The 23,771-nt window shown below is 69.4% G+C and carries 22 protein-coding genes; 16 read left to right on the top strand and 6 right to left on the bottom strand.

The genetic code is table 11. The features are described from left to right. The first annotated feature begins 6 nt into the window (after positions 1–6). The 3 genes from bfr to ACTOQ3_RS16115 all read left to right on the top strand — a co-directional run bounded on the left by bfr (position 7) and on the right by ACTOQ3_RS16115 (position 2,690). A complete protein-coding gene (bfr, locus tag ACTOQ3_RS16125) occupies positions 7–489 on the top strand; it encodes a bacterioferritin (protein ID WP_362679010.1) in 483 nt (160 codons plus the stop codon). Positions 490–740: 251 nt separating this feature from the next. After that, a complete protein-coding gene (locus tag ACTOQ3_RS16120; protein ID WP_012888073.1) occupies positions 741–1,409 on the top strand; it encodes a response regulator transcription factor in 669 nt (222 codons plus the stop codon). A 3-nt stretch (positions 1,410–1,412) separates the two neighbouring features. Beyond that, a complete protein-coding gene (locus tag ACTOQ3_RS16115; RefSeq protein ID WP_440084176.1) occupies positions 1,413–2,690 on the top strand; it encodes an ATP-binding protein in 1,278 nt (425 codons plus the stop codon). 119 nt (positions 2,691–2,809) lie between these two features. Here the strand turns inward: ACTOQ3_RS16115 and ACTOQ3_RS16110 are convergent, their stop codons facing one another. Next, positions 2,810–3,379 (bottom strand): GtrA family protein, encoded by a 570-nt coding sequence (locus ACTOQ3_RS16110; RefSeq protein WP_440084175.1) that lies wholly within the window; start codon positions 3,377–3,379, stop codon positions 2,810–2,812. Positions 3,380–3,674: 295 nt separating this feature from the next. On the opposite strand from ACTOQ3_RS16110, the gene ACTOQ3_RS16105 reads away from it, so the two are divergent. The 5 genes from ACTOQ3_RS16105 to ACTOQ3_RS16085 all read left to right on the top strand — a co-directional run bounded on the left by ACTOQ3_RS16105 (position 3,675) and on the right by ACTOQ3_RS16085 (position 7,506). Continuing rightward, entirely contained in the window at positions 3,675–4,619 is a 945-nt protein-coding gene (locus ACTOQ3_RS16105) for a hypothetical protein (RefSeq protein ID WP_440084174.1), read from the top strand. 286 nt (positions 4,620–4,905) lie between these two features. Continuing rightward, the gene (locus ACTOQ3_RS16100; RefSeq protein ID WP_440084215.1) at positions 4,906–5,991 is read left to right on the top strand and encodes a 5-(carboxyamino)imidazole ribonucleotide synthase; all 1,086 of its coding nucleotides are present in this window, start codon (positions 4,906–4,908) and stop codon (positions 5,989–5,991) included. Positions 5,992–6,122: 131 nt separating this feature from the next. Beyond that, entirely contained in the window at positions 6,123–6,626 is a 504-nt protein-coding gene (gene purE / locus ACTOQ3_RS16095; protein ID WP_440084173.1) for a 5-(carboxyamino)imidazole ribonucleotide mutase, read from the top strand. Positions 6,627–6,722: 96 nt separating this feature from the next. Continuing rightward, positions 6,723–6,848 (top strand): hypothetical protein, encoded by a 126-nt coding sequence (locus ACTOQ3_RS16090; RefSeq protein ID WP_440084172.1) that lies wholly within the window; start codon positions 6,723–6,725, stop codon positions 6,846–6,848. 421 nt (positions 6,849–7,269) lie between these two features. Further along, positions 7,270–7,506, top strand: a complete 237-nt coding sequence (locus ACTOQ3_RS16085; protein WP_440067540.1) for a DUF397 domain-containing protein — start codon at positions 7,270–7,272, stop codon at positions 7,504–7,506. A 666-nt stretch (positions 7,507–8,172) separates the two neighbouring features. Here ACTOQ3_RS16085 and ACTOQ3_RS16080 read toward each other — a convergent pair. Continuing rightward, positions 8,173–9,474, bottom strand: coding sequence for a UDP-glucose dehydrogenase family protein (locus tag ACTOQ3_RS16080; RefSeq protein WP_440084214.1), 1,302 nt, complete (start codon positions 9,472–9,474; stop codon positions 8,173–8,175). 163 nt (positions 9,475–9,637) lie between these two features. On the opposite strand from ACTOQ3_RS16080, the gene ACTOQ3_RS16075 reads away from it, so the two are divergent. Then, positions 9,638–10,801, top strand: coding sequence for an acyl-CoA dehydrogenase family protein (locus ACTOQ3_RS16075; RefSeq protein WP_440084171.1), 1,164 nt, complete (start codon positions 9,638–9,640; stop codon positions 10,799–10,801). Here the strand turns inward: ACTOQ3_RS16075 and ACTOQ3_RS16070 are convergent. Next, on the bottom strand, positions 10,744–11,034 hold the full coding sequence (locus tag ACTOQ3_RS16070) for a hypothetical protein (protein ID WP_440084170.1): 291 nt from the start codon (positions 11,032–11,034) through the stop codon (positions 10,744–10,746). The genes ACTOQ3_RS16075 and ACTOQ3_RS16070 overlap by 58 nt on opposite strands. A 163-nt stretch (positions 11,035–11,197) precedes the next feature. Here ACTOQ3_RS16070 and ACTOQ3_RS16065 point away from each other — a divergent pair, with 163 nt between their 5' ends. Then, on the top strand, positions 11,198–11,719 hold the full coding sequence (locus ACTOQ3_RS16065) for an ATP-binding protein (protein ID WP_440084169.1): 522 nt from the start codon (positions 11,198–11,200) through the stop codon (positions 11,717–11,719). 406 nt (positions 11,720–12,125) lie between these two features. Here the strand turns inward: ACTOQ3_RS16065 and ACTOQ3_RS16060 are convergent, their stop codons facing one another. Together ACTOQ3_RS16060 and ACTOQ3_RS16055 are read right to left on the bottom strand one after the other, a co-directional pair. Beyond that, positions 12,126–13,604, bottom strand: coding sequence for a multicopper oxidase family protein (locus ACTOQ3_RS16060; protein WP_440084168.1), 1,479 nt, complete (start codon positions 13,602–13,604; stop codon positions 12,126–12,128). 1 nt (position 13,605) lies between these two features. Continuing rightward, positions 13,606–14,085 carry a hypothetical protein gene (locus ACTOQ3_RS16055; RefSeq protein WP_440084167.1) on the bottom strand — a complete coding sequence of 160 codons (480 nt, stop codon included), beginning with the start codon at positions 14,083–14,085 and terminating at the stop codon, positions 13,606–13,608. Between the two features lie 530 nt (positions 14,086–14,615). Here ACTOQ3_RS16055 and ACTOQ3_RS16050 point away from each other — a divergent pair. The 5 genes from ACTOQ3_RS16050 to ACTOQ3_RS16030 all read left to right on the top strand — a co-directional run bounded on the left by ACTOQ3_RS16050 (position 14,616) and on the right by ACTOQ3_RS16030 (position 18,681). Then, on the top strand, positions 14,616–14,960 hold the full coding sequence (locus ACTOQ3_RS16050; protein WP_440084166.1) for a hypothetical protein: 345 nt from the start codon (positions 14,616–14,618) through the stop codon (positions 14,958–14,960). 145 nt (positions 14,961–15,105) lie between these two features. Continuing rightward, positions 15,106–15,585 carry a TIGR00725 family protein gene (locus ACTOQ3_RS16045; protein WP_440084165.1) on the top strand — a complete coding sequence of 160 codons (480 nt, stop codon included), beginning with the start codon at positions 15,106–15,108 and terminating at the stop codon, positions 15,583–15,585. A 369-nt stretch (positions 15,586–15,954) separates the two neighbouring features. Next, a complete protein-coding gene (locus ACTOQ3_RS16040) occupies positions 15,955–16,518 on the top strand; it encodes a hypothetical protein (RefSeq protein WP_440084164.1) in 564 nt (187 codons plus the stop codon). Positions 16,519–16,710: 192 nt separating this feature from the next. Further along, the gene (locus tag ACTOQ3_RS16035) at positions 16,711–17,124 is read left to right on the top strand and encodes a YchJ family protein (RefSeq protein WP_440084163.1); all 414 of its coding nucleotides are present in this window, start codon (positions 16,711–16,713) and stop codon (positions 17,122–17,124) included. A gap of 330 nt (positions 17,125–17,454) precedes the next feature. Beyond that, positions 17,455–18,681 (top strand): glycosyltransferase, encoded by a 1,227-nt coding sequence (locus tag ACTOQ3_RS16030; protein ID WP_440084162.1) that lies wholly within the window; start codon positions 17,455–17,457, stop codon positions 18,679–18,681. Positions 18,682–18,899: 218 nt separating this feature from the next. Here ACTOQ3_RS16030 and ACTOQ3_RS16025 read toward each other — a convergent pair whose 3' ends face one another. Beyond that, entirely contained in the window at positions 18,900–21,899 is a 3,000-nt protein-coding gene (locus ACTOQ3_RS16025; protein ID WP_440084161.1) for a discoidin domain-containing protein, read from the bottom strand. Between the two features lie 366 nt (positions 21,900–22,265). Here ACTOQ3_RS16025 and ACTOQ3_RS16020 point away from each other — a divergent pair, with 366 nt between their 5' ends. Then, entirely contained in the window at positions 22,266–23,615 is a 1,350-nt protein-coding gene (locus ACTOQ3_RS16020) for a DUF1996 domain-containing protein (RefSeq protein ID WP_440084160.1), read from the top strand. Positions 23,616–23,771: the final 156 nt, after the last annotated feature.

Here is a 23,771-nt window from a genome sequence, read left to right as displayed (position 1 = left end):
CTCGCCATGCAGGGCGACAAGAAAATCATCGAACTGCTCAACGAGCAGCTGACCGCAGAGCTGACCGCGATCAACCAGTACTTCCTGCACGCCAAGATGCAGGAGAACTGGGGATACACCAGGCTGGCCAAATACACCCGCGAAGAGTCCATCGACGAGATGCGCCACGCGGAGAAGCTGACCGATCGCATCCTCTTCCTCGAAGGACTGCCCAACTACCAGAAGCTGGGCACCCTGCACATCGGCCAGACCGTCGCCGAGCAGCTTCGCGCCGACATGGACGTCGAGCTCGAGGTGGTCACCCGGCTGAAGCCGGCCATCATCCTGATGCGGGAGAAGGGCGACGCCACCTCGGCCCGCCTGTTCGAGGAGATCCTCGAGGACGAGGAGCGCCACATCGACTACCTGGAGACCGAGCTCGGTCTCATCGGGAGTCTGGGAGAGCAGCTCTACCTCGCTCGCTACGCCGAGCCGCCGTCGGCCTCCTGACGTGAATCGAGCAGAACACGCCCGCCAGATCCCTTCTGGTAGGGCGTGTTCTGTTTTGTCGGTCGATCCTTTGGTGAGCCTGTGCTTTCCAGGGACTTCCAATGCGGGAGACCTACTCCGCGGCCCTCGGCCGTTGCGGGATGACTATCCGGGATTTATCAGTGTTTGCCCAGGTCAATGGATAGGTCAACGACGAGTCAAACCGCGCGCTGTACCCGGGAAACGATCCCCTAAGGTCCTACGATCGCAACATGACCTGTGTACTACTCGCCGAGGATGACACCTCGATTTCCGAGCCACTGGCGCGAGCTCTGCGCCGCGAGGGTTATCAAGTAGAGGTGAGCCCTGATGGCCCGCAGGCTCTGGAGCGGGCGCTGTCAGGTGGCATCGACCTGATCGTTCTCGACCTGGGCCTGCCCGAGATGGACGGCCTGGAGGTGGCCCGGCGCATCCGCGCCGAAGGCCACGGAACTCCCGTGCTGATCCTCACCGCCCGTGTCGACGAGGTCGACACGGTGGTGGGCCTCGACGCCGGGGCCGACGACTATGTCACCAAGCCGTTCCGCCTCGCCGAGCTGCTGGCGCGCGTCCGCGCGCTGCTGCGGCGCGGCACATCCGAGACGCCCGTTGTCCAGGGCGTGCGCATCGACGCCGACTCCCGTCGCGCGTGGATGGGAGACAAGGAGCTGCATCTGACCACAAAGGAGTTCGACCTGCTGAGGGTCCTGGTCCGCGACGCCGGAAAGGTGGTTACCCGAGAGCAGATCATGCGCGAGGTGTGGGACACCAACTGGTGGGGGTCGACCAAGACCCTGGACATGCACATCTCGTGGCTACGCCGGAAACTCGGTGACGACGCCGCCAAGCCCCGATACATCACCACCGTTCGAGGAGTCGGCTTCAGGTTCGAGCGCGAGTAGGAGATGCGCCGCCGTCTGCTCTCCTCAACTCTCCTCGTCGCGGTCATCGGGGTGTTGCTGCTCGGCATTCCCCTCGGTGTGGCGGTCAACCGGCTCATCGAGGAGGAGGCGACCCAGGAACTCTCCTCCCATGCCAAAAGCCTGCTCGGGGAGGTCGAGTACGCCCGGATCCAGGACCAGCCCGTCGACGAGCAACAGCTGGAACGCAAGTATTCCGATCTCTACATCCAGATTTACGCGAAGGGGACTCCTCCCCAGGTGATAACGGTGGGCACCGAGCCCCCCGAGAGCCAGAAGATGACCGAGGACGCGCAGTCGGAGAACGGCGTGTACGTCGCGGTCAGCCGGGACAAGACGGGAGTGGAGCGTGAGGTCCGCGCGTGGTTGTTCCTCATCCTGGGACTAGCCGCCGCTGCCCTCGCGGTCGCGGTCGGGCTCGCCATCGTGCAGTCGCGCCGCCTGACGTTACCGCTCAGCGACCTTGCGATGATCGCTGAGCGGCTCGGGTCCGGTGACGCCAGACCGAGCAAGCACCGTTACGGCATCCAGGAACTCGACCGGGTGGCCGAGGTGCTCGACCGCAGCGCGACCCGCATCTCCGACCTCCTGGCCAGGGAGCGGGAGTTCGCGACCGACGCCTCCCATCAGCTCCGTACCCCGCTCACTGGCCTGACCATGAGACTTGAGGAGATCGTCGCCGCCGCCGACGAGCCGGGGATCGTGAAGGAGGAGGGCGAGGCCGCCATCGTGCAGGCCGAGCGGCTCACCGCTGTGATCGACGAGCTGCTGGCCACCGCCAGACGGCAGCGTCAGGCGCAGTCCGAGGTCGTCGAGCTCGACGTGCTGCTCGATCAGCAGTTCATCGAGTGGGGTCCGGCGTTCCGCAGGGCCGGGCGGCGGCTGAGCCTGGCCGGCACGCGCGGCCTCCAGGCGCTGGGCACCGGCGGCGGCATCGGCCAGGTGATCTCCACCCTGCTGGAGAACTCGCTGGAGCACGGTGGCGGCACGGTGACGGTGACCACCAGCGCCAGGGACAGGTCCATCGTGATCGAGGTCGCCGACCAGGGGAGCGGCATTCCCGACGACCTGGCTCCCAGGGTCTTCGAACGGAACGTGAGCGGGCGCGGCAGCACGGGTCTCGGCCTGCCCCTCGCCAGGGCGCTGGCCGCCGCCGACGGTGGACGCCTGGAGCTCGTACGGGCGCGCCCGGCGACGTTCGCGTTCTTCCTGCGCCAGGTGGGCGAGCCGGGCAGGAACCGCGTCGTACGCGGGCCCGCCTGAGCGCTCCCGCCTGAGCGTTCCCGCCGGGGCTCCGGGCGCGGTGGTCTTCGGCCGCGTGCGGGGGATGCGCCGACCGGGGCCGGGGGCGACGTACCGACGTCGGCCGGGGGCGTGTGGGGCTAACGCGGGCCGTGGGGCGGCGCGTTCTCCTCCGAGGTCTTGTTCAGGAGATACATGTGGCCGTTGACCTGGCTGTTCGGTGTCGCCGGCCGGCTCGGTGGCATGCCGGGGACGGCTTCGACCGGCCCGTCCGGCGGCGTGCCGGGCAGGAAGACCCACTTCTTGTACGACCAGAACCTGAACAGGGTGCCGAGGGCGGTGCCGGTGAGCAGGGCGATGTTGTAACTCAGCGCGTCCTGCAGACCCAGGGTGTAGGTCACGAAACCGATCACCAGCAGCGAGATCAGCAGGCCGATGCCGTTGAGGACGAAGAACAGGAAGTACTCGCGGGCCAGGCCGCTCTGCTCCCGGTGCCTGAACGTCCAGTAGCGGTTGCCGAGGTAGGCGAAGGTGGCCGCGACGATCGTGGCGAAGACCTTGGAGCTGAGCGGTCCCAAGCCGACGCCGAACCTCAGCAGGTTGGTGCCACCGGTGTCGATCACGAAGGCGACCGCGCCGATCGTCCCGAACTTCGCCAGCTCTCGCGCCAGCTCGGCGAGCCGCTGGTAGGCGTGTCGGAGAAACTCCACGTTTCCTGCACGGTCCTTTCGGGGGTCGGCTGCTGATCCGCCGCGTCGGATGACCTCGAACACTCTTCGGGCCAGGCTACCGGTGAGGAGGCGTGATCCGCGCGAGGTTGACCCGTTGATGTCCATAGCCACCAGCGGGGGCGTTTTCGGCAAATGTCGCATAACACCGGATAAATAGGGGGTATTGGCGTTACGCTGATCTCTCTGACCACGGGAAGTCCCTGAAACTTTCACCTCCCGTGATCGGTCCAGACGGACTGCCGTACGCGACGGCCACTACCCCGGGGATCAACCCTTGCGCCGCCGACTCCTCGCCTTGATCCTCGGTCTGTCGATGATGACCGGCTGCGGCGCGCGGAGCGACACGCCGGGTACCACCCCCGAGACCGGCCCGTCGCGCGAGGCGTCCGCCGGGGTGGAGCTCGCCGAGGCGTCCAAGGCCTTCGCGTTGCTGGGAAGGCTCGACAAGGCCTGGCGCGACCGGGACTGCGCGACCGTCGAGAGGCTCACCACCTGGGCGGAGAGAGCGCTGGGCGGTCGTGCCTGCGAGGCGACCCGGAACGGCCGCCCAGCCCCCGCCAGGAAGTCCTACGCCGACGTGGAGTTGTACCTGCCCGGCGTCGCCGGCCAGGACCGCTGGTTCGTCGCCCTGGCCCGCGAGCCCGACCCGGCCTACTTCCTGTTCCTCCAGGAGGACGGCGAGTGGCGGCTCGGCGCCGGTCCCATCCCGATCCTGGGCGAGATCCGCGAGCCGACCGAGGGCGCGGTACCCGCCGACGACCCCGACGCGGGGGTCAAGGCCCGTCTCGTGCCGCAGCGCTACCTGACCTACCTGACCGACCCGGTGGGGGTGAGCGGGGTGACCTTTCCCAAGGGCGACCCGGTCCGGGATCTCTTCGACGATCTGGTCAGGCGGCCGCTGAGCGTGCGGCCCGACCGCCTCACCGCCGACGTCCGCCTGCTCGTCGGCCCTCAGCGCGCGCTGCTGCTGCCCACCGGGGGCGCCCTGGTCATCCACGCCCTGGAGATCGAATACCGGCAGAGAGCCCGTCCGGGCCGTTCCTCCCTGGCCCGCCCCCTCTACGGCAGGGCCGACCTGCGCGGTTTCACCGGCAGGACCAGAACCGCGAAGCTGACCGGGACCGAGGTCGTGCTCGTCGCCACCGCGATCGGCGGCAGCGGCTCCACGCTCGCCACGACCGCCCTGCGCCGCGGCCTCGCCACCCTCACGGCGGACTGAGCGCCTCCGGACGGCCGCTCCCGGTCGCCGGCAGGCCCCTTCGCGGGTCCCGGCAGGTCGCTCTCGGGTCCGGGCGGGTCCCTCCACGGGTGTCCTGGCAGGTCGCCCTCGAGTCCGGGCGGGTCCCTCCGCGCGCCCCGGCAGGTCGCCCGCCGGCCGCCTGCCATCCGCCCGCCGCCTGGTCCCGTACCGCGTGACAGTAAACTTAACCGCTGTGAGCAGCCCTTCTTTGGCCAGTCCCATCGGACCCGTCGTCGGCGTGATCGGAGCGGGCCAGCTGGCCCGGATGACACAGCAGGCGGCCATCGCCCTCGGCATCGAGTTGCGGGTGCTGGCAAACTCGCCCGACGAGAGCGCCGCCCGAGTGATCGCCGACGTGCGTCTGGGCGACTACCGGTCCCTGGCCGACCTGCGCGATCTCGCCAAGGGATGTGACGCGGTCACCTTCGACCACGAGCACGTGCCCACCGAGCACGTCCGGGCCCTGGCCGAGGACGGCTTCGCCGTGCACCCCGGGGCCGGCGCGCTCGTCCACGCCCAGGACAAGGCCGTGATGCGCGAGCGGCTGACCGCGATCGGCGTGCCCTGCCCGCCCTGGCGGCGGGTCGAGACGGCCGCCGACGTCGAGGAGTTCGCCGCGGAGAACGGCTGGCCGGTCGTGCTCAAGGCGGTCCGGGGCGGCTACGACGGGCGCGGCGTCTGGGTCTGCCGCTCCGCGGACGACGCGACCGAGGTCCTGGCCTCCGGCGTGCCGCTGATGGCCGAGGGGTTCGTGCCGTTCGAGCGGGAGCTCGCCGTGCTGGTCGCCAGGTCGCCGCACGGGCAGGGCGTCAGCTACCCGGTGGTGGAGACCGTCCAGCGCGACGGCATCTGCGTCGAGGTGCTCGCCCCCGCTCCCGGCCTCGACCCCGAGTGGGCCGCGGTGGCCCAGCGGATCGCCCTGACCATCGCCAAGGAACTGGGCGTGACCGGGCTGCTGGCCGTGGAGATGTTCGCCACCTCCTCGGGGCTGGTGGTGAACGAGCTGGCCATGCGCCCGCACAACAGCGGCCACTGGACGATCGACGGGGCCCGCACCTCCCAGTACGAGCAGCACCTGCGCGCGGTCCTCGACCTCCCGCTCGGGTCGCCCGCGCCGACCGCCCCCGTGGTGGTGATGGCCAACCTCCTGGGTGGTGACGACCCGGAGATCTTCTCCCGGTACGAGCACGTGATGGCCCACGATCCGGGAATCAAGGTCCACTTCTACGGCAAGGAGGTGCGGCCGGGGCGCAAGATCGGTCACGTCACCGCGATGGGCACCGACCTGGACGAGGTCCGCGCGCGTGCCCGGCACGCCGCCGTCTACCTCACCGAGGGAAGATACACCTGAGCCTGCGGACCGGCCGGTCCGTTCTTCCGGCGCCTCGAAGGCACCGGACCGCCGAGAATCCCCGCACCGGCGTGGACCACGGCACCACCGCGAACGCGCGCGGCCCCGGGGCCGCGAGGCAAGGAGAAGTGATGACCACCGTCGGCATCGTCATGGGCAGCGACTCCGACTGGCCGGTGATGAAACTCGCCGCCGAGGCGCTGGCCGAGTTCGGGGTGGCGTTCGAGGCCGACGTGGTCTCCGCGCACCGCATGCCCGAGGAGATGATCGCGTACGGCGCGGAGGCGGCAGGGCGTGGACTGAAGGTGATCATCGCGGGTGCCGGGGGAGCCGCTCACCTGCCGGGCATGCTCGCGTCGGTGACCCCGCTGCCGGTGATCGGTGTCCCCGTCCCGCTGAAGTATCTCGACGGCCTCGACTCTCTCCTGTCGATCGTCCAGATGCCAGCGGGGGTCCCTGTCGCGACCGTCGCCGTCGGGGGCGCCCGCAACGCGGGCCTGCTGGCCGTGCGGATCCTCGCCGCCGCCGACGAGGGGCTGCGGGGGAAGATGGAGGCGTTCCAGCTCGCTCTCAAGGAGCAGGCCCACGCCAAGGGCGCGAGACTTCGGGCCGAGGCCGCCCAGCTCGGCGCCTGATATCACCACTTTTGACCGATGGCTTGACGGCATCGCGGATAGATGAGGGCGCGAGGGGAAGGGGAAAATCTTCGAATATCTTGGAGGTTGAGAATCATGAGGAACGCTATCCGCGCCGTCCTCGGACTCACGATGGCGGTGCTGGCGGTGTGGGGAAGTCTGGGCGCGGGTGAGGGCGGCAAGCCCGTCGACTCCGCGGTGAGTTCCGTGTCGGCGCGCTAGCCCCTGGGACCTTTGACCTCGGCGCCGGCCCCTGCGCCTCCGGCCTCGTACGCCCGGACGAGTTCCGTGGCCGCCTCCGGCGTCGTGAGGCTCGGTCGCCGCTGACGCCGCGCGGTCTGCCGGACGGGTCGCCGCGCTGGGCACGCGCCCGGCGCTTTTGTCGTTGCGGACGTCGCGGGCGGTCCGGATACTGTCTTCGTGGAGCCGCCGCCGTCCATGGAGCCGCCGCCGTCCATGGAGCCGGTGCCGTTCGTGAAGCCCCGGTGCCATCCGTGGGGCCCGATGCCGTTCGCGGAGCCGTCGCCGGAGGGCATCTCACGGGTCACCCCCGGGCCGTGCGAGGGCATGCCGGCGTCACGGGGCGATCCGCTCGAAGACTCCGCCCACCGGGCGACCGCCGACACAGCGAAGGTGAGACGACGTGGAAGCAGACCTCAGCAAGGCCGTCTGGCGCAGGGCGACTCCAGAGGGGGACGACGGCGGCAACTGCGTCGAGGTGGCCGTGGTCGACGCTCCCGCGGAGGGTCACAAGGCCGGTTCGGGCTCTCTTTACGTATTGCGCGATTCCAGGAATCCCGACGGGCCGAAGCTGTTCTTCACCCGCTCGGAGTGGGACGCCTTCGTCGGGGGCGTGAAGCTCGGCGAGTTCGACAACTGACCGGGCGGGACCGGGACGGGCAGAAGGCCTCCCTAGGGTACGGGGGCCTTCTCACCGGGCGTCTCCGGGGACTTTCCCCGATGGCCGCGATCGGGTCGCGTACCGGGCCGACCTGGCGAAAGACGCGGCGCCCACGGGGTTCACCCTCCCGGCCGCCGGTTTCTCGCCAGGGTAAAGGTCCTTTTGTCGAACGCACAGGAAGAAGTGGTTTCGCGAGGTGACTCGCATTCGTCACAACGGGATCGGTCTTACCGTAATAACCCTCAAAAACGTTCTATAGCTAACTTAGAAGCGATTAGGCCTTTTTGTGGCGGTATGTCCCATATCGTAGTAATTGTCATATCCGCGAGATTACTGCGAAAGGGGGCGTCCTCATGGGTATCTCGATGTTCCCGGGAGGGGGCTGGCCCGCCCACGATCCGTACTGGCGCCATCGCCGTCGCCGTCGTCGCCGCTGGCGTCGCTGGTATCGCTGGGACCACTGGTGAGGTCCGGTGAGGTCTGGAGTCGGTGACGTGAGAAGGTCACGGTGACCGATGTGTCCCTGAGAAGTCGACGCTTACCCGACGGGTTCCCGGTATCGACCGGGAACCCGTTGTCATGTCCAGGGACGCGCGAAAGGCGCGGTGCGCGAACGAACGGCTCGGTGCGCGAGGGCGGGCCGGCTCAGGGGCGGCCCAGGGCGCGGTAGTGCCAGCCGGAGGCCCGCCAGGTCTCGGCGTCGAGGGCGTTGCGACCATCGACGATCTTGCGGGAGGCCACCACGGAACCCAGCTCCTCGGGATCCATGGCGATGAACTCCTGCCACTCGGTCAGCAGCAGCACGACGTGGGCGTCCTTGGCCGCGTCCAGGGCGGAGGCACCGTAGGAGAGCCCGGGATGGGCCTTGCGGGCGTTCTCCTGGGCGACGGGGTCGTAGACGGTGACCCGGCCACCCTGTTCGCTGATCTTGACGGCGACGTCCAGGGCGGGCGAGTCGCGGATGTCGTCGGAGTTGGGCTTGAACGCGGCGCCGAGCACCGCGACCGTGCAGCCCCGGAAGGAGCCCCCGGCCAGCTCGCGGGCCAGGTCGACCATGCGGGCACGGCGGCGCATGTTGATCGCGTCGACCTCCCGCAGGAAGGTCAGCGCCTGGTCGGCGCCGAGCTCGCCGGCCCTGGCCATGAAGGCCCGGATGTCCTTGGGCAGGCAGCCGCCGCCGAAGCCGAGGCCGGGGTTCAGGAACTTGCCGCCGATGCGGTCGTCGAAGGACAGCGCCAGGGACAGCTGCTTGACGTCGGCGTGCGCGGCCTCGCAGACCTCGGCCATCGCGTTGATGAAGGAGATCTTCGTGGCGAGGAAGGCGTTGGCGGCCACCTTGACCAGCTCGGCCGTGGGGTAGTCGGTGATGACCATCGGGGTGCCCATCTCCAGCATGGAGGCGTACACCTCCCGCATGATCTTCTCGGCCCTGTCGGAGGCGACACCGAGCACGATCCGGTCGGGGTGCAGGGTGTCCTTCACCGCGAAGCCCTCCCGGAGGAACTCCGGGTTCCAGGCCAGCTCGGCGCCCACGCCGATGGGTGCCAGCCGGGCCAGCTTGTCGGCGAGGCGCTGCGCGGTGCCGACCGGGACGGTCGACTTGCCGACGATCAGGCACTCGCGGTCCAGGTGGGGGGCGAGCGACTCGATCGCGGCGTCCAGGTAGGACACGTCGGCCGCGTACTCTCCCGGCTTCTGGGGGGTGCCCAGGCACAGGAAGTGCACGTCACCGAAGGCCGCGGCCTCCTCGTACGAGGTGGTGAAGCGCAACCGGCCGTTGGCCAGGTTGCGCCGCAGGATCTCCTGCAGACCCGGCTCGTAGATGGGCAGATCGCCGGCCCGCAGGCGGTCGATCTTCTCCGCGTCCACGTCGAGGCTGAGGACTTCGAAGCCCAGCTCGGCCATGCATGCGGACGTCGTCGCACCGAGGTATCCGGTTCCCACCATTGTCAGGCGGTAGGCCACTGGTGCTCCTTTCGGTTCTGCCCAATTCTTTGCCGACAGGGTACCGGCATCTGGCGCTTCCACTTTGCCACCTGCGCAAACGCCGGAGTACATATCACATGGGGTGGAGCGCTCCAGGTTTTGTTGGACGTCCTAGTATTTGCCCATGAGCTACCCTCTCTACGCACTGCCCGAGGAGCACGAGATGCTCCGCGAGACGGTCCGGGCCCTCGCCGACGAGAAAATCGCCCCTCGCGCCGCCGAGGCCGACGAGACGGCGGAGTTCCCGGCGGACAGCTACAAGGCGCTCGTCGCGGCGGATCTGCACGCCGTGCACATCCCCGAGGAGTACGGCGGTGCCGGAGCCGACGCCCTCGCGACGGTGATCGTCATCGAGGAGGTGGCGCGGGCCTGCGCCTCGTCCTCGCTGATTCCCGCCGTCAACAAGCTCGGCACCGTCCCGCTGCTGCTCTCGGCCTCCGAGGAGCTCAAGCAGCGCTATCTCACGCCGGTCGCGCGGGGCGACGCGATGTTCTCGTACGCGCTCTCGGAGGCCGAGGCGGGCAGCGACGCCGCCGCCATGAAGACCCGCGCGGTCCTCGACGGCGATCACTACGTGCTCGACGGCGCCAAGATGTGGATCACCAACGCCGGGGTGTCGGAGTACTACACGGTGATGGCCGTCACCGAGCCGGGCGCCGGGGCGAGGGGCATCTCCGCGTTCGTCGTGGAGAAGGGCGACGAGGGCGTCAGCTTCGGGGCCAAGGAGCGCAAGCTCGGCATCAAGGGCTCCCCGACCCGCCAGGTCATCCTGGAGAACGTGCGGATCCCCGCGTCCCGGATGATCGGCGAGCCCGGCACCGGTTTCAAGACCGCCCTGGCCACCCTGGACCACACCCGCATCACCATCGCCGCCCAGGCGCTCGGCATCGCCCAGGGCGCGCTGGACTACGCGATCGGCTACGTCAAGGAGCGCAAGCAGTTCGGCAAGGCCGTCGCCGAGTTCCAGGGTGTCCAGTTCATGGTCGCCGACATGGCCATGAAGCTGGAGGCCGCCCGCCAGCTCACCTACGCCGCCGCGGCCAGGTCCGAGCTGGCCATGCACGGCGAGCCGCAGAAGGACCTCACCTTCCTCTCCAGCGCCGCCAAGTGCGCCGCCTCCGACGCCGCCATGGAGATCACCACCGACGCCGTCCAGCTCCTGGGCGGGTACGGCTACACCAGCGACTACCCGGTCGAGCGCATGATGCGCGACGCGAAGATCACTCAGATCTACGAGGGGACGAACCAGATCCAGCGCATGGTGATGGCCCGCCAGCTCCTGAAGTAGGCGCCTGAACAGCAAGAACCCGGTCCGGAGAAAGCTCCCGGACCGTCGAACGCCTCGTGTGCGTTGTCGCGGCCCCGGGCGGCCGGATTCGTCCGCCCGGACTCGACGTCGTAGAAATGGGCGACGATCGGGGCGCCGTTCGGCAACGCGTCCCGGCAGCCGCGCAGCTGCCGGGGCAGGGACAGGGTGGGATCTTGCTGATCGTCGGTGGAGGTACGCCCGAGCCAGGCCACCGCCGGCGGGATCCCGCAGGAAGTGCGCCAGCGCGCGGTGCGGATGGTCTTTGAGGTTCGCTAGTGCTGTGACCGAAAACGTTCACCGGAGGTGGCCCATGCCATCCGCCACGGCACCAGGACCTGTTTCTCGGCTCCCTTCCCGCCACTAGCATCGAGTCCCGTGATCGTATGGCTCAACGGCACCCACGGCGCGGGCAAGACGACGACCAGTGCGCTCGTGCAGCAACTGATCCCGGATTCACGGGTGTTCGACGCCGAGAAGGTCGGCGAGACACTCATGGACATCACGCCGGGGCTGCCCGCGACGGACAACTTCCAGCACTGGCCGCCGTGGCGGCCACTCGTGGTCGAGACCGCCCGCCGCGTACTCGACTACACCGGCGGCACTCTGGTGATGCCCATGACCGTCCTGGTAGAGCAGTACTGGCGCGAGATCAGCACGGGCCTCGCCCAGCATGCCATTCCGGTACGGCACTTCGTCCTCCACGCCGACCAGGACACCCTCCGCGGGCGCATCGAGGGGGACGCTCTTCTTGGCCCCTCCCCCTTCCGTCTCAAATACCTTGAGCCCTACGCCGAGGCGGCCCGCACGTGGCTTCACGGCGAGGCCGAAGTCGTCGACACCACGCACCTCACGCCCGCCCAGGTCGCCTTACAGATCGCAGAGGCCGTCAAAAGTTGAGGCCCGCCCCCATGTGAAAACCGTGCACCCCGATGAACGTTTCCGGTCACAGCACCAGCAGCTAGCCGAGATGGAAAAGGCCCCAGGCCCTATCGCCAGGAGAAGCCACCGGGCCAGCCCCTGACGCTACTCGATCTTGATCTGGTCGTTGAGGAGGTCCGGCCTGAAGGTTGTTTTCCTGCTGTGATCACCACGGGCTGTCACGCCGGGTGGGCGGGATTCCGCGGGCCGCGGGTCGCCTCTCCAGGTCGTCGCAGCGGTTGATGCCGGTCAGGCCGACCCGGGCAGGGCGTGTAGCCGCGTCAGGGCGCTGGTGATCTGCTTGTCCAGGGCCATTGGTCGGGGCCGGCCGGGACCCGCCACGGCGGTCATCGCCGTGGCGGGCACCGTTGAAGGCCATGACAGCTCACTCCGGCACGTTCCCCGCCGGGCCGCCCACGGTGAACGGGGTGGTGACGCCCTCGTACATCAGGTGGGCGGTGAGTCCTTCGGAGGCGTGCGGCAGGTTGTGGCAGTGGTCCATCCACAGACCCGGGTTGTCGGCGACGAAGGCGATCTCGTACGTCTCGCCCGAGCCGACCTCCAGGGAGTCCACCCACCAGGGGCTTCCGGTGGCGGGCACGCCGTCGCGGCTGAGCACCACCGCGTGATGGCCGTGCAGGTGCATGGGATGGGCCTCGCCGCTGTGGTTGGAGACACGCATCCGCACCACGTCGCCCTCCCTCACGTGGAACATCGGCACGTCGGGGTAGAGCCCGCCGTTGATGGTCCACCACAGTCCGGGGACGCCGTCCAGGAAGCCGGGGCGGCGTCCGATGTCGTAGTTGAAGCGCCGGTTCGGCGCGGCGGGGTCGAAGGCGAGCCGCGCCGGGGTGCCGTAGGTGAGCGGGTCCAGCGTCGCCGCCGGGCGGGGAAGCGGAGGCAGGTCGTACGACTTCGAGCCGAGCACGACGCCGGCCGGCCCGCCGAGGTGGACCCGCACCGGCGAGCCGTCCGCCGGCATGGTCACCTCCAGGTCGGTCCGCCCGCCGGCGGCCACCGCCACGGCGGTGTCCCGCACCGGCGCGGGCCCGTTGAGCTCCGTGCCGTCCACGGCGGCGAGCCGGAAGGGGGCGCCGCTCACCCAGGCCTGCATGACGCCGTACTCGGTGTTGATCACCCGCACCCGGGCCCGCGCGCCGGGCGGCGCCTCGACGCGGACGTCACCCTCGTACCCGTTGATCGTGCGCACCCCGCGATACAGGTGGGACAGCGCCACGACGTCGACCCTCTTGCCCGCACCGGAGGCCGGCGTGACCACGAGCGCCCCCAGCAGGCCGCCGCGCACCTGCTCGTGCGACATCTGGTGGGAGTGGTACCAGAAGGTGCCCGCCTGGTCGGCGACGAACCGGTAGGTGAACTGCTCGCCGACGCCGACCGCGTCCTGGGTGACCCCGGCCACGCCGTCGGCGGCGTTGGGCACGTCCACGCCGTGCCAGTGCAGGGTGATGCCGCCTGGCACCGACTCGTTGACCAGCCGGACCTCGACCAGTTGCCCCTCGACCGCGCTGACGGTCGGGCCGGGGGAGGCGCCATTGAGGGTGTACCCGTCGAAGTCACGGCCGGACGGCAGGCGGAACCGCTGCTTGCGGGCGACCATGGTCACGGCGACGTCCGCCGGATGCTTGGCGTCGGCGGCCAGCTGGGTGACGTCACGCGCGGTCCCGCTATGGGCGGCGTGCCCGCCGTGGGCCGAGGAGCCGCCCGGCCCGCCGCCGTAGTCGGCGTACCCCATGTCCGTGAGCGAGTACGCGTCCGGCATCAGGCTGTCCTGCCAGAGCCAGAGCAGCGGCCCGAGCACGGCCACGGTGGCGGCACTCGCGAAGGCCAGACGACTCCTGCGCATGTCAGCTGTGGGCCGCGGGCTGTGCTTCCCGCGTGGCCGGTACCTGTGCGGCCGCCTTGAGCCGCGCCGCGTGCAGCGCCGCGGCGAACAGGAGCAGCGCGTTGATCCCGTGGACGGCGCCCATGAGCGGGATGTTGCCGCCCATGATGCCGAAGGTGACCTGGAGCACGACGAGCAGGAGCACCAGCCCGGCCGCCTTCACCGCGCCGGGGACCTTCGCCCAGAAGGAGCAGATCAGCAGGATCAGCGCGAGGGCCGGGATGGCGAACATCCCGTTGAGCCCGTGCACGACCAAACCGAAGACCTCGATGAAGGGCACCTCACCGCTCTCCGCGAGCGTCTTGTCGAGCACCCCGCCCTGCCCGATGAATACGCTGAGCCCGGCCTCGAACCACACCGCCGCCGCCGCCTGCACGGCCACTTCGACGGCGATCAGATAGGCCAGAACCTTGTAGACGTGTTTCACACGTTCCCTTTCCATACCGCTGATATGGGTGCGCTTTTCGCCTCACCGGGGGAGTAGTCCCGATCTTTCCCGGGCATGCAAAATGCATCGATCGCGCTGAAAGTTCGATTTCCGTGCGAAACGCCGCTAATCCCCCTATAGGGGAGCTTAGCAATATGTCGTACCAGAACTCCCGGCAGCCGCAGCCGCGGCTGCGGCTTGGGCGGCGTGCAACTGCCGTACTTTTTTGGTAAGGCGCTGGTCAGAGGGGTCAAGGTCAGCTGATTGGCCCGTCAGCAGCGCGGGTGCATATAAGCGTTCTACGCAAAATTCCACACAACACTGGAGTGTGATCCGTTTCATAAATCCTTTACTTCCGCCCGGTACGCCTGCCTTGGACGTCGGCCAGGTCGCCCCTTTTGGCCAGGCTGGCCAGGGTGCGCGGGGCGTGCTCACCCCTGCATCGGCCGCGAGGATCTGCTCTATGCTCTCGATCCGCATTGTGAAGATCTGCGGACCCAGGGGCGCCGCGTGTCCTCTCCCCTGCCTCCCAGGAGCACTTCCTCGTGCATTCGCTGCCCGACGCCCTCACCAGCACGTTCCAAGACGCGCTGGTGTGCTCCTGCATCGGGCTCACCAAGGACGAGCGGGCCCGTCTCCTGCATGCCGGCGCGAACGGCACCCTGGGCATCACCGCCGGCCTGACGTACCCGGACAAGGCAGAGCGCGCCCGCCGCGACCCGCGCGTCGCCCTGCCCTACACCGGTGAGGCGGCGGCCGTGCTCGTCCAAGGCCGCGCCGCGGTTCGCGACGCCGATCTGCAGGCCAACACCGACCGCTTCGTCCGTCATACGCTCGCCAAGACCTCTTCCGGGTTCTCCAGGCGCCGTGGTTCCTGCTCAAGCAGCTGACCTGGTACTTTGCCCGCATCTACATCGTGATCAGCCCTTAGGGGTTCGTCGCAGCCATGTGCACCTGTTCGAGATCGCAGCCAAGCGTTGCGGGCATCTCGGGGATTCCCGGTCGGTGGTCGCCGCCCACGGGCAGGATCCCCTCGTGACGATTCAGGTGTCGGTGTGCGGCCCGCGCGACTGCACGGGTGAGGACGCGTCCAACGCCCGCGAGGTCGGCCGGTTGCTGGCGGAGCGCGGTGCGGTGGTGATCTGTGGTGGCTACAGCGGAGTCATGGCCGCCGTGGCGGCCGGTGCCCGGTCGGCGGGCGGGACGGTGGTCGGCATCCTGTCCCGGGCGGACATGGAGGAGGCCAATCCGGATCTCTCCATCGTGCTCCCGACAGGTCTCGGGGAGGCGCGGAACACCGTCATCGTCAACTCGGGTGATGCCGTGATCGTCGTGGGCGGGTCGTGGGGCACCCTCTCCGAGCTGGCGTTCGCGATGCGGCACGGCCGTGTCCCCGTGGTCCAGCTCGGCGGCTGGCGGATCCTCGACCACGAGGGACATCCGGTCTCCGGCGTCAGGCACGTCTCGTCTCCGGAGGAGGCGCTGGCGGCTACCGGGCTCTGGCCTGACCACTGACCTCTCCGGATCGGGATCTGGACAACGGGAGGTGGGGCAAGGGCCGTCGACCGCCGGGGGCGGGGTGACCGGGTCATGATCTTGGGTTTTTCCCTGTTCGGCCGCTGTTCCGTCAAGAGGCGAACTCCTGAATGGGGCCGGATGCGGTCCGGAATTTCTTGACGGCGCGACAGGAGTAAGACGGAAAGGGGAAACGGTCCCTCGGCTGGCAGGTGGGCGACGGGTCCAGGACTCATGCAAATCTGACCGCCGACATCCCGCCTCGCGTTACGAGAAAGCCACGATGCCAAATCTCCCGGGTCACGGAGACGGCCTTTTCTGTTTCCGGTGCATCCAAGTGGATGAGTGATGCCGCAAAAGGGAGGCCTCATGCGTGGAAAAGCACCATCAGTGGCGACCGGAGTGATCGGGCTGACATTACTCGCCCTGGTTTCCGGTTGTGTCACGCCGTCGGCCCCGTCCTCCGCCACTGCCACGGCAGCGACCACACCCGTCGCGGCCGGCACGGCGCCGCCGGTCGTGTTGAGAGGCGGGCGGGCGAGCTTCGAACCTCCCGCCGGGTGGACCTGGAAACGCTGCCGGCACCAACCCGCCGATTGTGTCGATTTGAACCATTCCAGCCTGGCCGAATACAACGCACCGATCATGGTCGGCATCAGCACTCCGATAGAAGGCATGCCGACCGACCTCTACCTCAGGCGGAAACCCCCTGGCCTTCCCGAGGAGATGCGCATGTCATGGCGGCAGACGAAGATCGATGGTCTGCCTGCGCTCAGATTCGAAGACCTCGGCGGTACCGACGGCAGCATCTCGCTCTACGGCTACACGCGCGGCGGCGACAGGGTCAGTCTGAACTGCTTCCTGCACGAGCATGACGTGAGAATCCGGCAGGCCTGCGACCATGTGGCCGCCACCCTCAAAATCAACGATTGACCACGGATGTTCGCGGGTCCCGCCAGGTGTGTCGTGGGGCATGTCTCGCGAGTCGCCGGGCCGAAGGCGAGTACGGCGATCGGCGCTCCCACCTGTGTCAGGTGAGTCCCGAGAACGGGCCCGATCAGGTCACCGGGCCGGGCCTGAGGCGCCGCGAACGGGCCCGGTGGAGTGCGCGGGCATACTGGGGACGTGCCACGACGTGATCCACGGTCCCGAGCCCGTTCCGCGCCCGACACCTCATGCCCGTGCGGGCTGCCCGCGAAGTACGGGGACTGCTGCGGGCGGCTGCACCGCGGCGAGGTGTCCGCGACGACGGCCGAGGCGCTGATGCGGTCGCGGTTCAGCGCCTTCGGCGTCGGGGACGCCGGGTATCTTCTCCGCACCTGGCATCCGTCGACGCGTCCACCGGCTGTCGAGCTCGACGGCTCGGTCCGGTGGACCCGCCTGGAGGTGCTGGAGACGACCGGCGGCAGTTCCTTCCACACCGAGGGCACCGTCCGCTTCCGCGCCCACTACGTCGAGCGCGGCGAGGCGGGTCACATGGAGGAGCACAGCCGCTTCGCCAGGCACGCGGGCGACTGGGTGTACGTCGGAGCGCTCTAGGAACCGCGTCTCACAACGTCGGGGCGCTCTGAAAACCGCTTTGAAAGCGATGTTTCACCACGTCAAGGCCGTACTGGTCACGCCGGACCCTCGTGAGAGGAACCCCTGCGTCAGGCCCACGGAAACACCCGGTCTCCTCGCCACTTTCAACGTATAGCGGACAGGGGGGCTTGCGGCAAGACCCCGGTGACGGTCCAGAATTCGGGGCCGTGAGCCGAACCGGCACACGGCGGACGGGGATGGACGCGTGTGCGGCTCACGTCGACCATGCCCCGGCCGATCGTGGCCGCGGCTCTCGCGAGGAGCGAGAAGCGAAGAGGGGGAGTTTCGATGCGTGTTCTGCTGTCGACGATCGGGTCGCGCGGTGACGTCCAGCCTGTGGTGGCGCTGGCGGTGCGGTTGAGGGAGCTTGGCGAGGAGGTCCGGGTGTGCGCACCCCCCGACTTCCGCGACTGGATCGACGGTCTCGGGATCCCGTTCACCCCCCTCGGCCCCGAGTTGCGCTCGACAGGGAAGGCCGACCCGGCGGCGGCCCCGCCCTCGCCCGAGCAGCGGCGCCGGATGGTGGAGGCCTCGATCGCCGACCAGTTCGAGACGCTGTCGGCGGCGGCCGAAGGCTGCGACGCCATCCTGGCGGGCGGATACCTGGTGGTGGCCGCCCGCTCGGTGGCTGAACGGATGGGGATCCGCTACGTCTTCGCCGGCTACTGTCCGACAGCCCTGCCCTCCCCGCATCACGCGCCGCCGCCCCTGCCGATGCCGGGAGCCGTACCGGCGGACGGCACGGCCGACAACCGCGCGCTCTGGGAACAGGACGCACAACGCTGGAACGGCGTCTTCGGCGCCGCTCTCGACTCCCATCGGGCCTCTGTCGGCCTGGCCCCGGTCGACGACGTGCGAGGCCACATGTTCACCGACCGGCCCTGGCTGGCCGCCGACCCGACGCTGGGACCCTGGCCCGAGTCCGGGGACCCGGACGTGGTCCAGACGGGCGCCTGGATCCTGCCGGACGAGCGCCCGCTCTCCGCGGAGCTGGAGGCCTTCCTCGACGCCGGTGAGCCACCCGTCTATTTCGGCTTCGGCAGCATCCGCGCTCCGCAGGACCTCGTCAAAACGATGATCGAGGCGGCCCGCGCGCTCGGCCGCCGCGCGGTCGTGCTCCGAGGGTGGGCGGACCTGGCGCCGCTGGACGACGAACCCGACTGCCTGTCCATCGGGGAGGTGAACCAGCAGCTGCTCTTCCGGCGGGTCGCCGCCGTCGTGCACCACGGCGGCGCGGGCACCACGACCGCGGCCGCGCGAGCCGGGGCACCCCAGGTCGTCATCCCCCAGCAGTTCGACCAGCACTACTGGGCACGGCGAATCGACGACCTCGGAGCCGGGACCGCGCACGCGCCCGGCGCGCCGGCCACGGATTCACTGACCGAGGCTCTCGGTCACACCCTCCGGCCGGACGTGGCGGCCCGTGCCCGGTCCCTCTCCGGCGCGGTGCGCACCGACGGCGCGGACGTCGCCGCGCGGCTGCTGGTGGCAGCGGACGCGCACAGCTCATCCTGAAAAAGGTTCCGGGAGGTTCTCCGGGGTGGATGCCGACCCGGTAAAAGCCCGGAGACCCGGCCAGGAAGGGTGCTTCCCGGCCGGGTCCCCGTGCATCTCGGAAGGGCCGTGCCTCCGCGGGCAGGAGGCCCCCGCCTGCTGCCTGCGAAGGCGCCGCCGTGCTCGAAACACGCTTGGCTGACGCGCCGCCGTGTTCGAAGACGTACCGGGCACGGCGCCTAGCTGTAGACGCCGAACTCCCAGAGCGAGTAGCCGTACGCCGTGCCGCGCTGGGTGAGGTTCACCCGGACGTACCTGGCCGACGCGTTGAGGTCGACGGAGTCGAACCCGCCGTCGCCGGTCGTGGTCGAGTGGACGGTGGTCCAGGTCGAGCCGTTGGTGGAGGTCTGGATCTGGTACGCCCTGCCGTACGCGCCCTCCCAGCCGAGCTGGACATGCCTGATCGCGGTGGTCGCGCCGAGGTCCACCTGGATCCACTGCGGGTCGGCCCACTCGCTGGCCCACCGGGAGGTGAAGCTGCCGTCGGTGGCCCGGTTCGCGGTGAACGGGCCGCCGTCGCCGGTCGCCTGGTAGGAGGAGGCGGTGGTCGGCTTGCCGAGGGCCACGTTGGTCCCGGCGACCGTCGGCGGGACGACGCGGAACGACCGCTGCTCGATGCCCGCGTTGCCGTGCCCGTCGAAGGCGTACACGTACACCTTCCACACGCCCATCTGCTCCGGCGCGGTCACGGTGAACCTGCCGGGGCCGGTCTGGACGAACCTGACGTTGTCGAAGCCGCGGTTGCCGTTGATGTGCTTGTTGCTGAACATCAGGTTGTAGCGGATCAGGTCGCTGTTCGGGTCGGTCGCGGCGACCTCGACGGTGAAGGTCTTCCCGGCCTGGACTGCGGTCTGCGAGCCGACCGTCATCGAGGTGATCTCCGGGGGAGTGTTCGCCGAGGGCTGCCCGGTGTAGGCCGCCTTGAGCGCGTGGTAGCCGTGCCTGCGCCAGCCGCCGGTGGTGGTGTTGAGCCACACCCCGCCGAAGTCGTTCTCCAGGCCGTAGTGGAACTCGGTCGCGCCGAGCGCGACGCCGGGGTGGCCCTTGATCGCGTTCCAGCTGGCGGTGTACTGGTCCCGCTTCTGCAGGTCGGTCGGCTCGTCGGGGACGCCGTTGACGTCGTCGGGCACCTCCCACTCGCCGTCGGGCCCGGCCTCGGTGACGATGTACGGCTTGGTGTACCCGCCGCTGATCCAGTCCGGCTTGACGGTGTGGATGGCGCCGTAGGAGTTGACCGCGAGCAGGTCGAGGGCGGGGGAGTGGGCCTTGTAGTAGGTCCAGGCGTGGGTGTAGGCGTCGGTGGAGGTGACCGGGTGGTCGGGGTCGGCGGCGTGGATCGCCTGCGCCACCTCGTTGACGAACTTCGCGTACGCCACCCGCCGCTGCTCGACCACGTCGGCCGGCAGGCCGTGGTCCTGCATGGTGAGGATGACCTCGTTGCCGACGTCCCACATGAGCACGCCCTGGCGGCCCTTGAGGGCGTTCACCCTGGCGACGATCTCGTTCTTCACGCTGTTCTTGTACGCGGTGTCGTTGACGTAGTCGGCGCCCTGGTTGAGCCAGTGCCCGACGATGACCTTGATGCCCTGCTGGGCGGCCCTGTCGAGCAGCGCGGGGGTGTGGGTGTCGTCGACGCCCCAGGTGCGGATCGTGTTGACGCCCATGTTCTTGAGGTCGCGCATGTAGCCGTCGGCCGCGGCCTGCGGCGGGCCGTAGGTCAGGCCCTTGACCACGTACGGGGCGCCGTTCACCTGGAGCTGCCAGTTGCCCTGCGAACCGGTCACCCTGACCGTGCTCGGCCCGGCGGGGGTCGCCGGGTCGGTCATCGCGGCGGGGACGGTGCCGGCCTGCCTGGCGACCGAGATCCGGTCCACGCTGAGCACGCCGCCGGAGGTGGTGGCGGCGGTCGGCGTCGTGGTTCCCGCGAGCGCGTTGGGCAGCGAGCCGCCGATGGCGAGGTCGAGGCGGAGGTAGAAGCCGTGGTGCAGGGCCGCCCGCCACGCGGTGACGCCGACCTGGCTCTGGCGCACGACCCAGGTCTGCCTGCCGTCGAGGTAGAAGCGGATCTCCTCGTCGGTCTTGGTGCGGTCGATGACCTGCGCGTACTCGTGGTAGCCGGTCTGGCAGCCGTCGCAGGTGGCGAAACCGCTGGTGCGGCCGTTGTACTCGTTGCACACGCCCTCGGGCGCGGTGCCGCAGTGCAGGGTGTTGGCCAGCTGGCCGCGGCCGTTGACGCCGGTCATGATGTCGGTCTCGCCGACGGACGGCCAGTTGGTGTAGTTGCCCCGGTAGGCGGCGCCCGTCGCGCGGAAGCCGGGCCAGTAACCCAGGGCGTTCGCGACGTCGGGCTGCTTGAGCCGGGCGCTGAACCTGAGCAGCTCGCCCGGCTGCGGCGCGAAGTCGGTGCGCTGGGTCTCGATCCGGCCGGAGGTCCAGTTGCCCGCGCCGTCCTTGATCGCCTTGATGTTCAGGTTGCCGGTGCCGTCGAGGGAGACGTTGGCCGTCGAGGCGCTCATGGTCTCGACCTCGCCGGTGCCCCAGTTCGCGGCGCCGCCGGGGTAGGAGGTGCCGGTGCGCAGGATCCAGTCGGTGGCCGAGGGGGAGGTGCCGGCCGCTCCGTTGAAGTCGTCCTTCCACACCTCGGTCCAGGTGCCGGGCTCCTCCGGCTCCTGGGGGTCGCCCGTGCTGCCGTAGACCTGGAACTCCCACAGCGAGTAGCCGTAGCCGGTGCCCCGGGCGGTGCCGTGCATCCGCACGTACCGGCCCGACCCGGTCACGTCCAGGGTCTGGGTGCCGCCGGTGCCGGTGGTGGTGGAGTAGACGTCGGTCCAGGAGGAGCCGTCGGCCGAGGCCTGGATCTTGAAGGCTTTGCCGTACGCGGCCTCCCAGGTCAGCACCACCCGGCTGATCGTGGCCGTCTCGCCGAGGTCGACCTGGAGCCACTGCGGGTCGCTGAACGCGCTGGCCCACCGGGTTCCCGCCGGGTTCCCGTCGACCGCCAGCGACGCGACGTAGCCGGCGCCCTCGGATGACGAGGCCGTCGCCGTCTTGCCCTGCGACAGCAGGCCGTCGGCCGCCGCCGCAGGGCCGGTGAATGCCGGCCCGGAAAGGACCAGTGCCGCCAGAGCGGCGATGACCAGGCCCAACCGGAAACGGCCCGAACTACGAGCTGGATACACGATCTCTCCTCGAAAGGGGGATGCCCGCCAGGGGACGGCGAGGGGGGAGAGCGCTCTCCGTAACCGAGGGTGCTCCCGTGGATCGAGCGGTGTCAAGGCCCTTCTTCTCGCGAGATCGAAACGCGCTGCTCACGCGCCCGAAACCTCGCCTCAACGGACATATCCCTTCAAAGCCCACCTTCTCGCACGTCCGTCGACGCGTCCGCGGCGAGAAGGCGGGCGCGTCCCCGTGTCGGCGACATGAACGGCGGGTTTCAGATTGGGTTGGCTGTCGCCTTGACAATTTGCAACAGGGAGGATCAACCTCGTAGGAGAGCGCTCTCCCTGTGCCGTTCCCAACGGCCACCCCCCACTGAAGGAGAGGCAATGCGCCCATCCCGAAGTCCAGTCAGGTTCCGCCTGGGACTGGTCGCCGCCACCCTCGCCGCGCTGGTCGCGGCCGGTCTGGCGATCATCTCCCCCGCCGGCGCGGCGGACGGCCTGATCTCCCAGAGCCGGCCCGCGACCGCCTCCTCCTCGGAAGGGGGCGGTTACGGCGCCGGAGCCGCCTTCGACGGCGACAACGGGACCCGGTGGTCCAGCGCCGCCGCCGACCCGCAGTGGCTCCAGGTCGATCTGGGCGCCACCGCGACGATCTCCCGGGTAGTCCTCAGCTGGGAGGGCGCGTACGGCAGGTCGTTCAAGATCCAGACCTCGACCGACGGCTCCTCCTGGACCGACGTCTACTCCACCACCACCGGCACCGGCGGCACCCAGACCCTCAACGTCTCGGGCTCGGGCCGGTACGTGCGGATGCACGGCACCGCCCGGGGCACCGGCTACGGCTACTCGCTGTGGGAGTTCAAGGTGTACGGCACCGGCGGCTCCCCGGTCACCCCGAGGCCGAAGCCGACGTTCACCGACGAGGTGACGCACCACGAGTTCCAGGCCAACTGCTCCCCGACGGCGAACCGGCCGGACGACCCGATCATCTACCCCGGCCTGCCCGGCGCCTCGCACATGCACACCTTCGTCGGCAACAGGACGACCAACGCGCACAGCACGTCGTCCTCGCTCCTCGGCGGCGGCACCTCGTGCACCAACCCGCACGACAGGTCGGCCTACTGGTTCCCGAGCTTCTACAAGGGCACCCAGTTGATCGAGCCGACCGGCAACCAGGTCATCTACTACAAGTCCGGCATCCTCAACTACTGGGAGGTGCAGCCCTTCCCGCAGGGCCTGCGCTTCGTCGTCGGCAGCCCGACCGCGACGCTGGCCGAGTTCCGCGACTCCCCGGGCGCCGTCGAGGGCTTCGAGTGCGGCGACATCTCCAAGAGCTGGGACATCCCGACGTCCTGCGTGGCGGGCAGCCAGGTGAACGTCCGCTACCAGGCACCGAGCTGCTGGGACGGCGTCAACCTCGACAGCGCCAACCACAAGAGCCACATGTCCTACCCGGCCGGCGGTTACTGCCCGCCCAGCCACCCGGTGGCGGTGCCGATGCTGGAGTTCAAGATCGCCTTCCCCGCCAGCGGTGACCTGTCGCAGGCGCGGCTGGCCAGCGGGCGCGGTTACACCTGGCACTACGACTTCTTCAACGCCTGGGACGACCCCGCCATCCTCGACGCCCTGGTGACCCACTGCATCAACGGTGGCCTCCAGTGCAACCCGCGCGGCTACGACCTGTACAAGCCGCACCGCGGCGCCGCCCTCACGGAGAACTTCGAGCTTCCCTGACCGCATGTGCCCGGCTCCGGCCCCGGGTGCCCCGGACTCCGGCACCCGCGGGCCGGGGCCGGGCACGTGCTTTTCCCGGCGAGGACCTTGCCTGCAGGGGCTCTCCCGGCAAGGGCTTTCTCGACAGGGCCTTTCCCGACGTGAGCCGCGGCGTGT

The sequence above is a fragment of the Streptosporangium sp. LJ11 genome, assembly GCF_051918945.1.
Classification (GTDB): Bacteria; Actinomycetota; Actinomycetes; order Streptosporangiales; family Streptosporangiaceae; genus Streptosporangium.
This window is presented reverse-complemented; position numbering and strand designations above follow the sequence as displayed.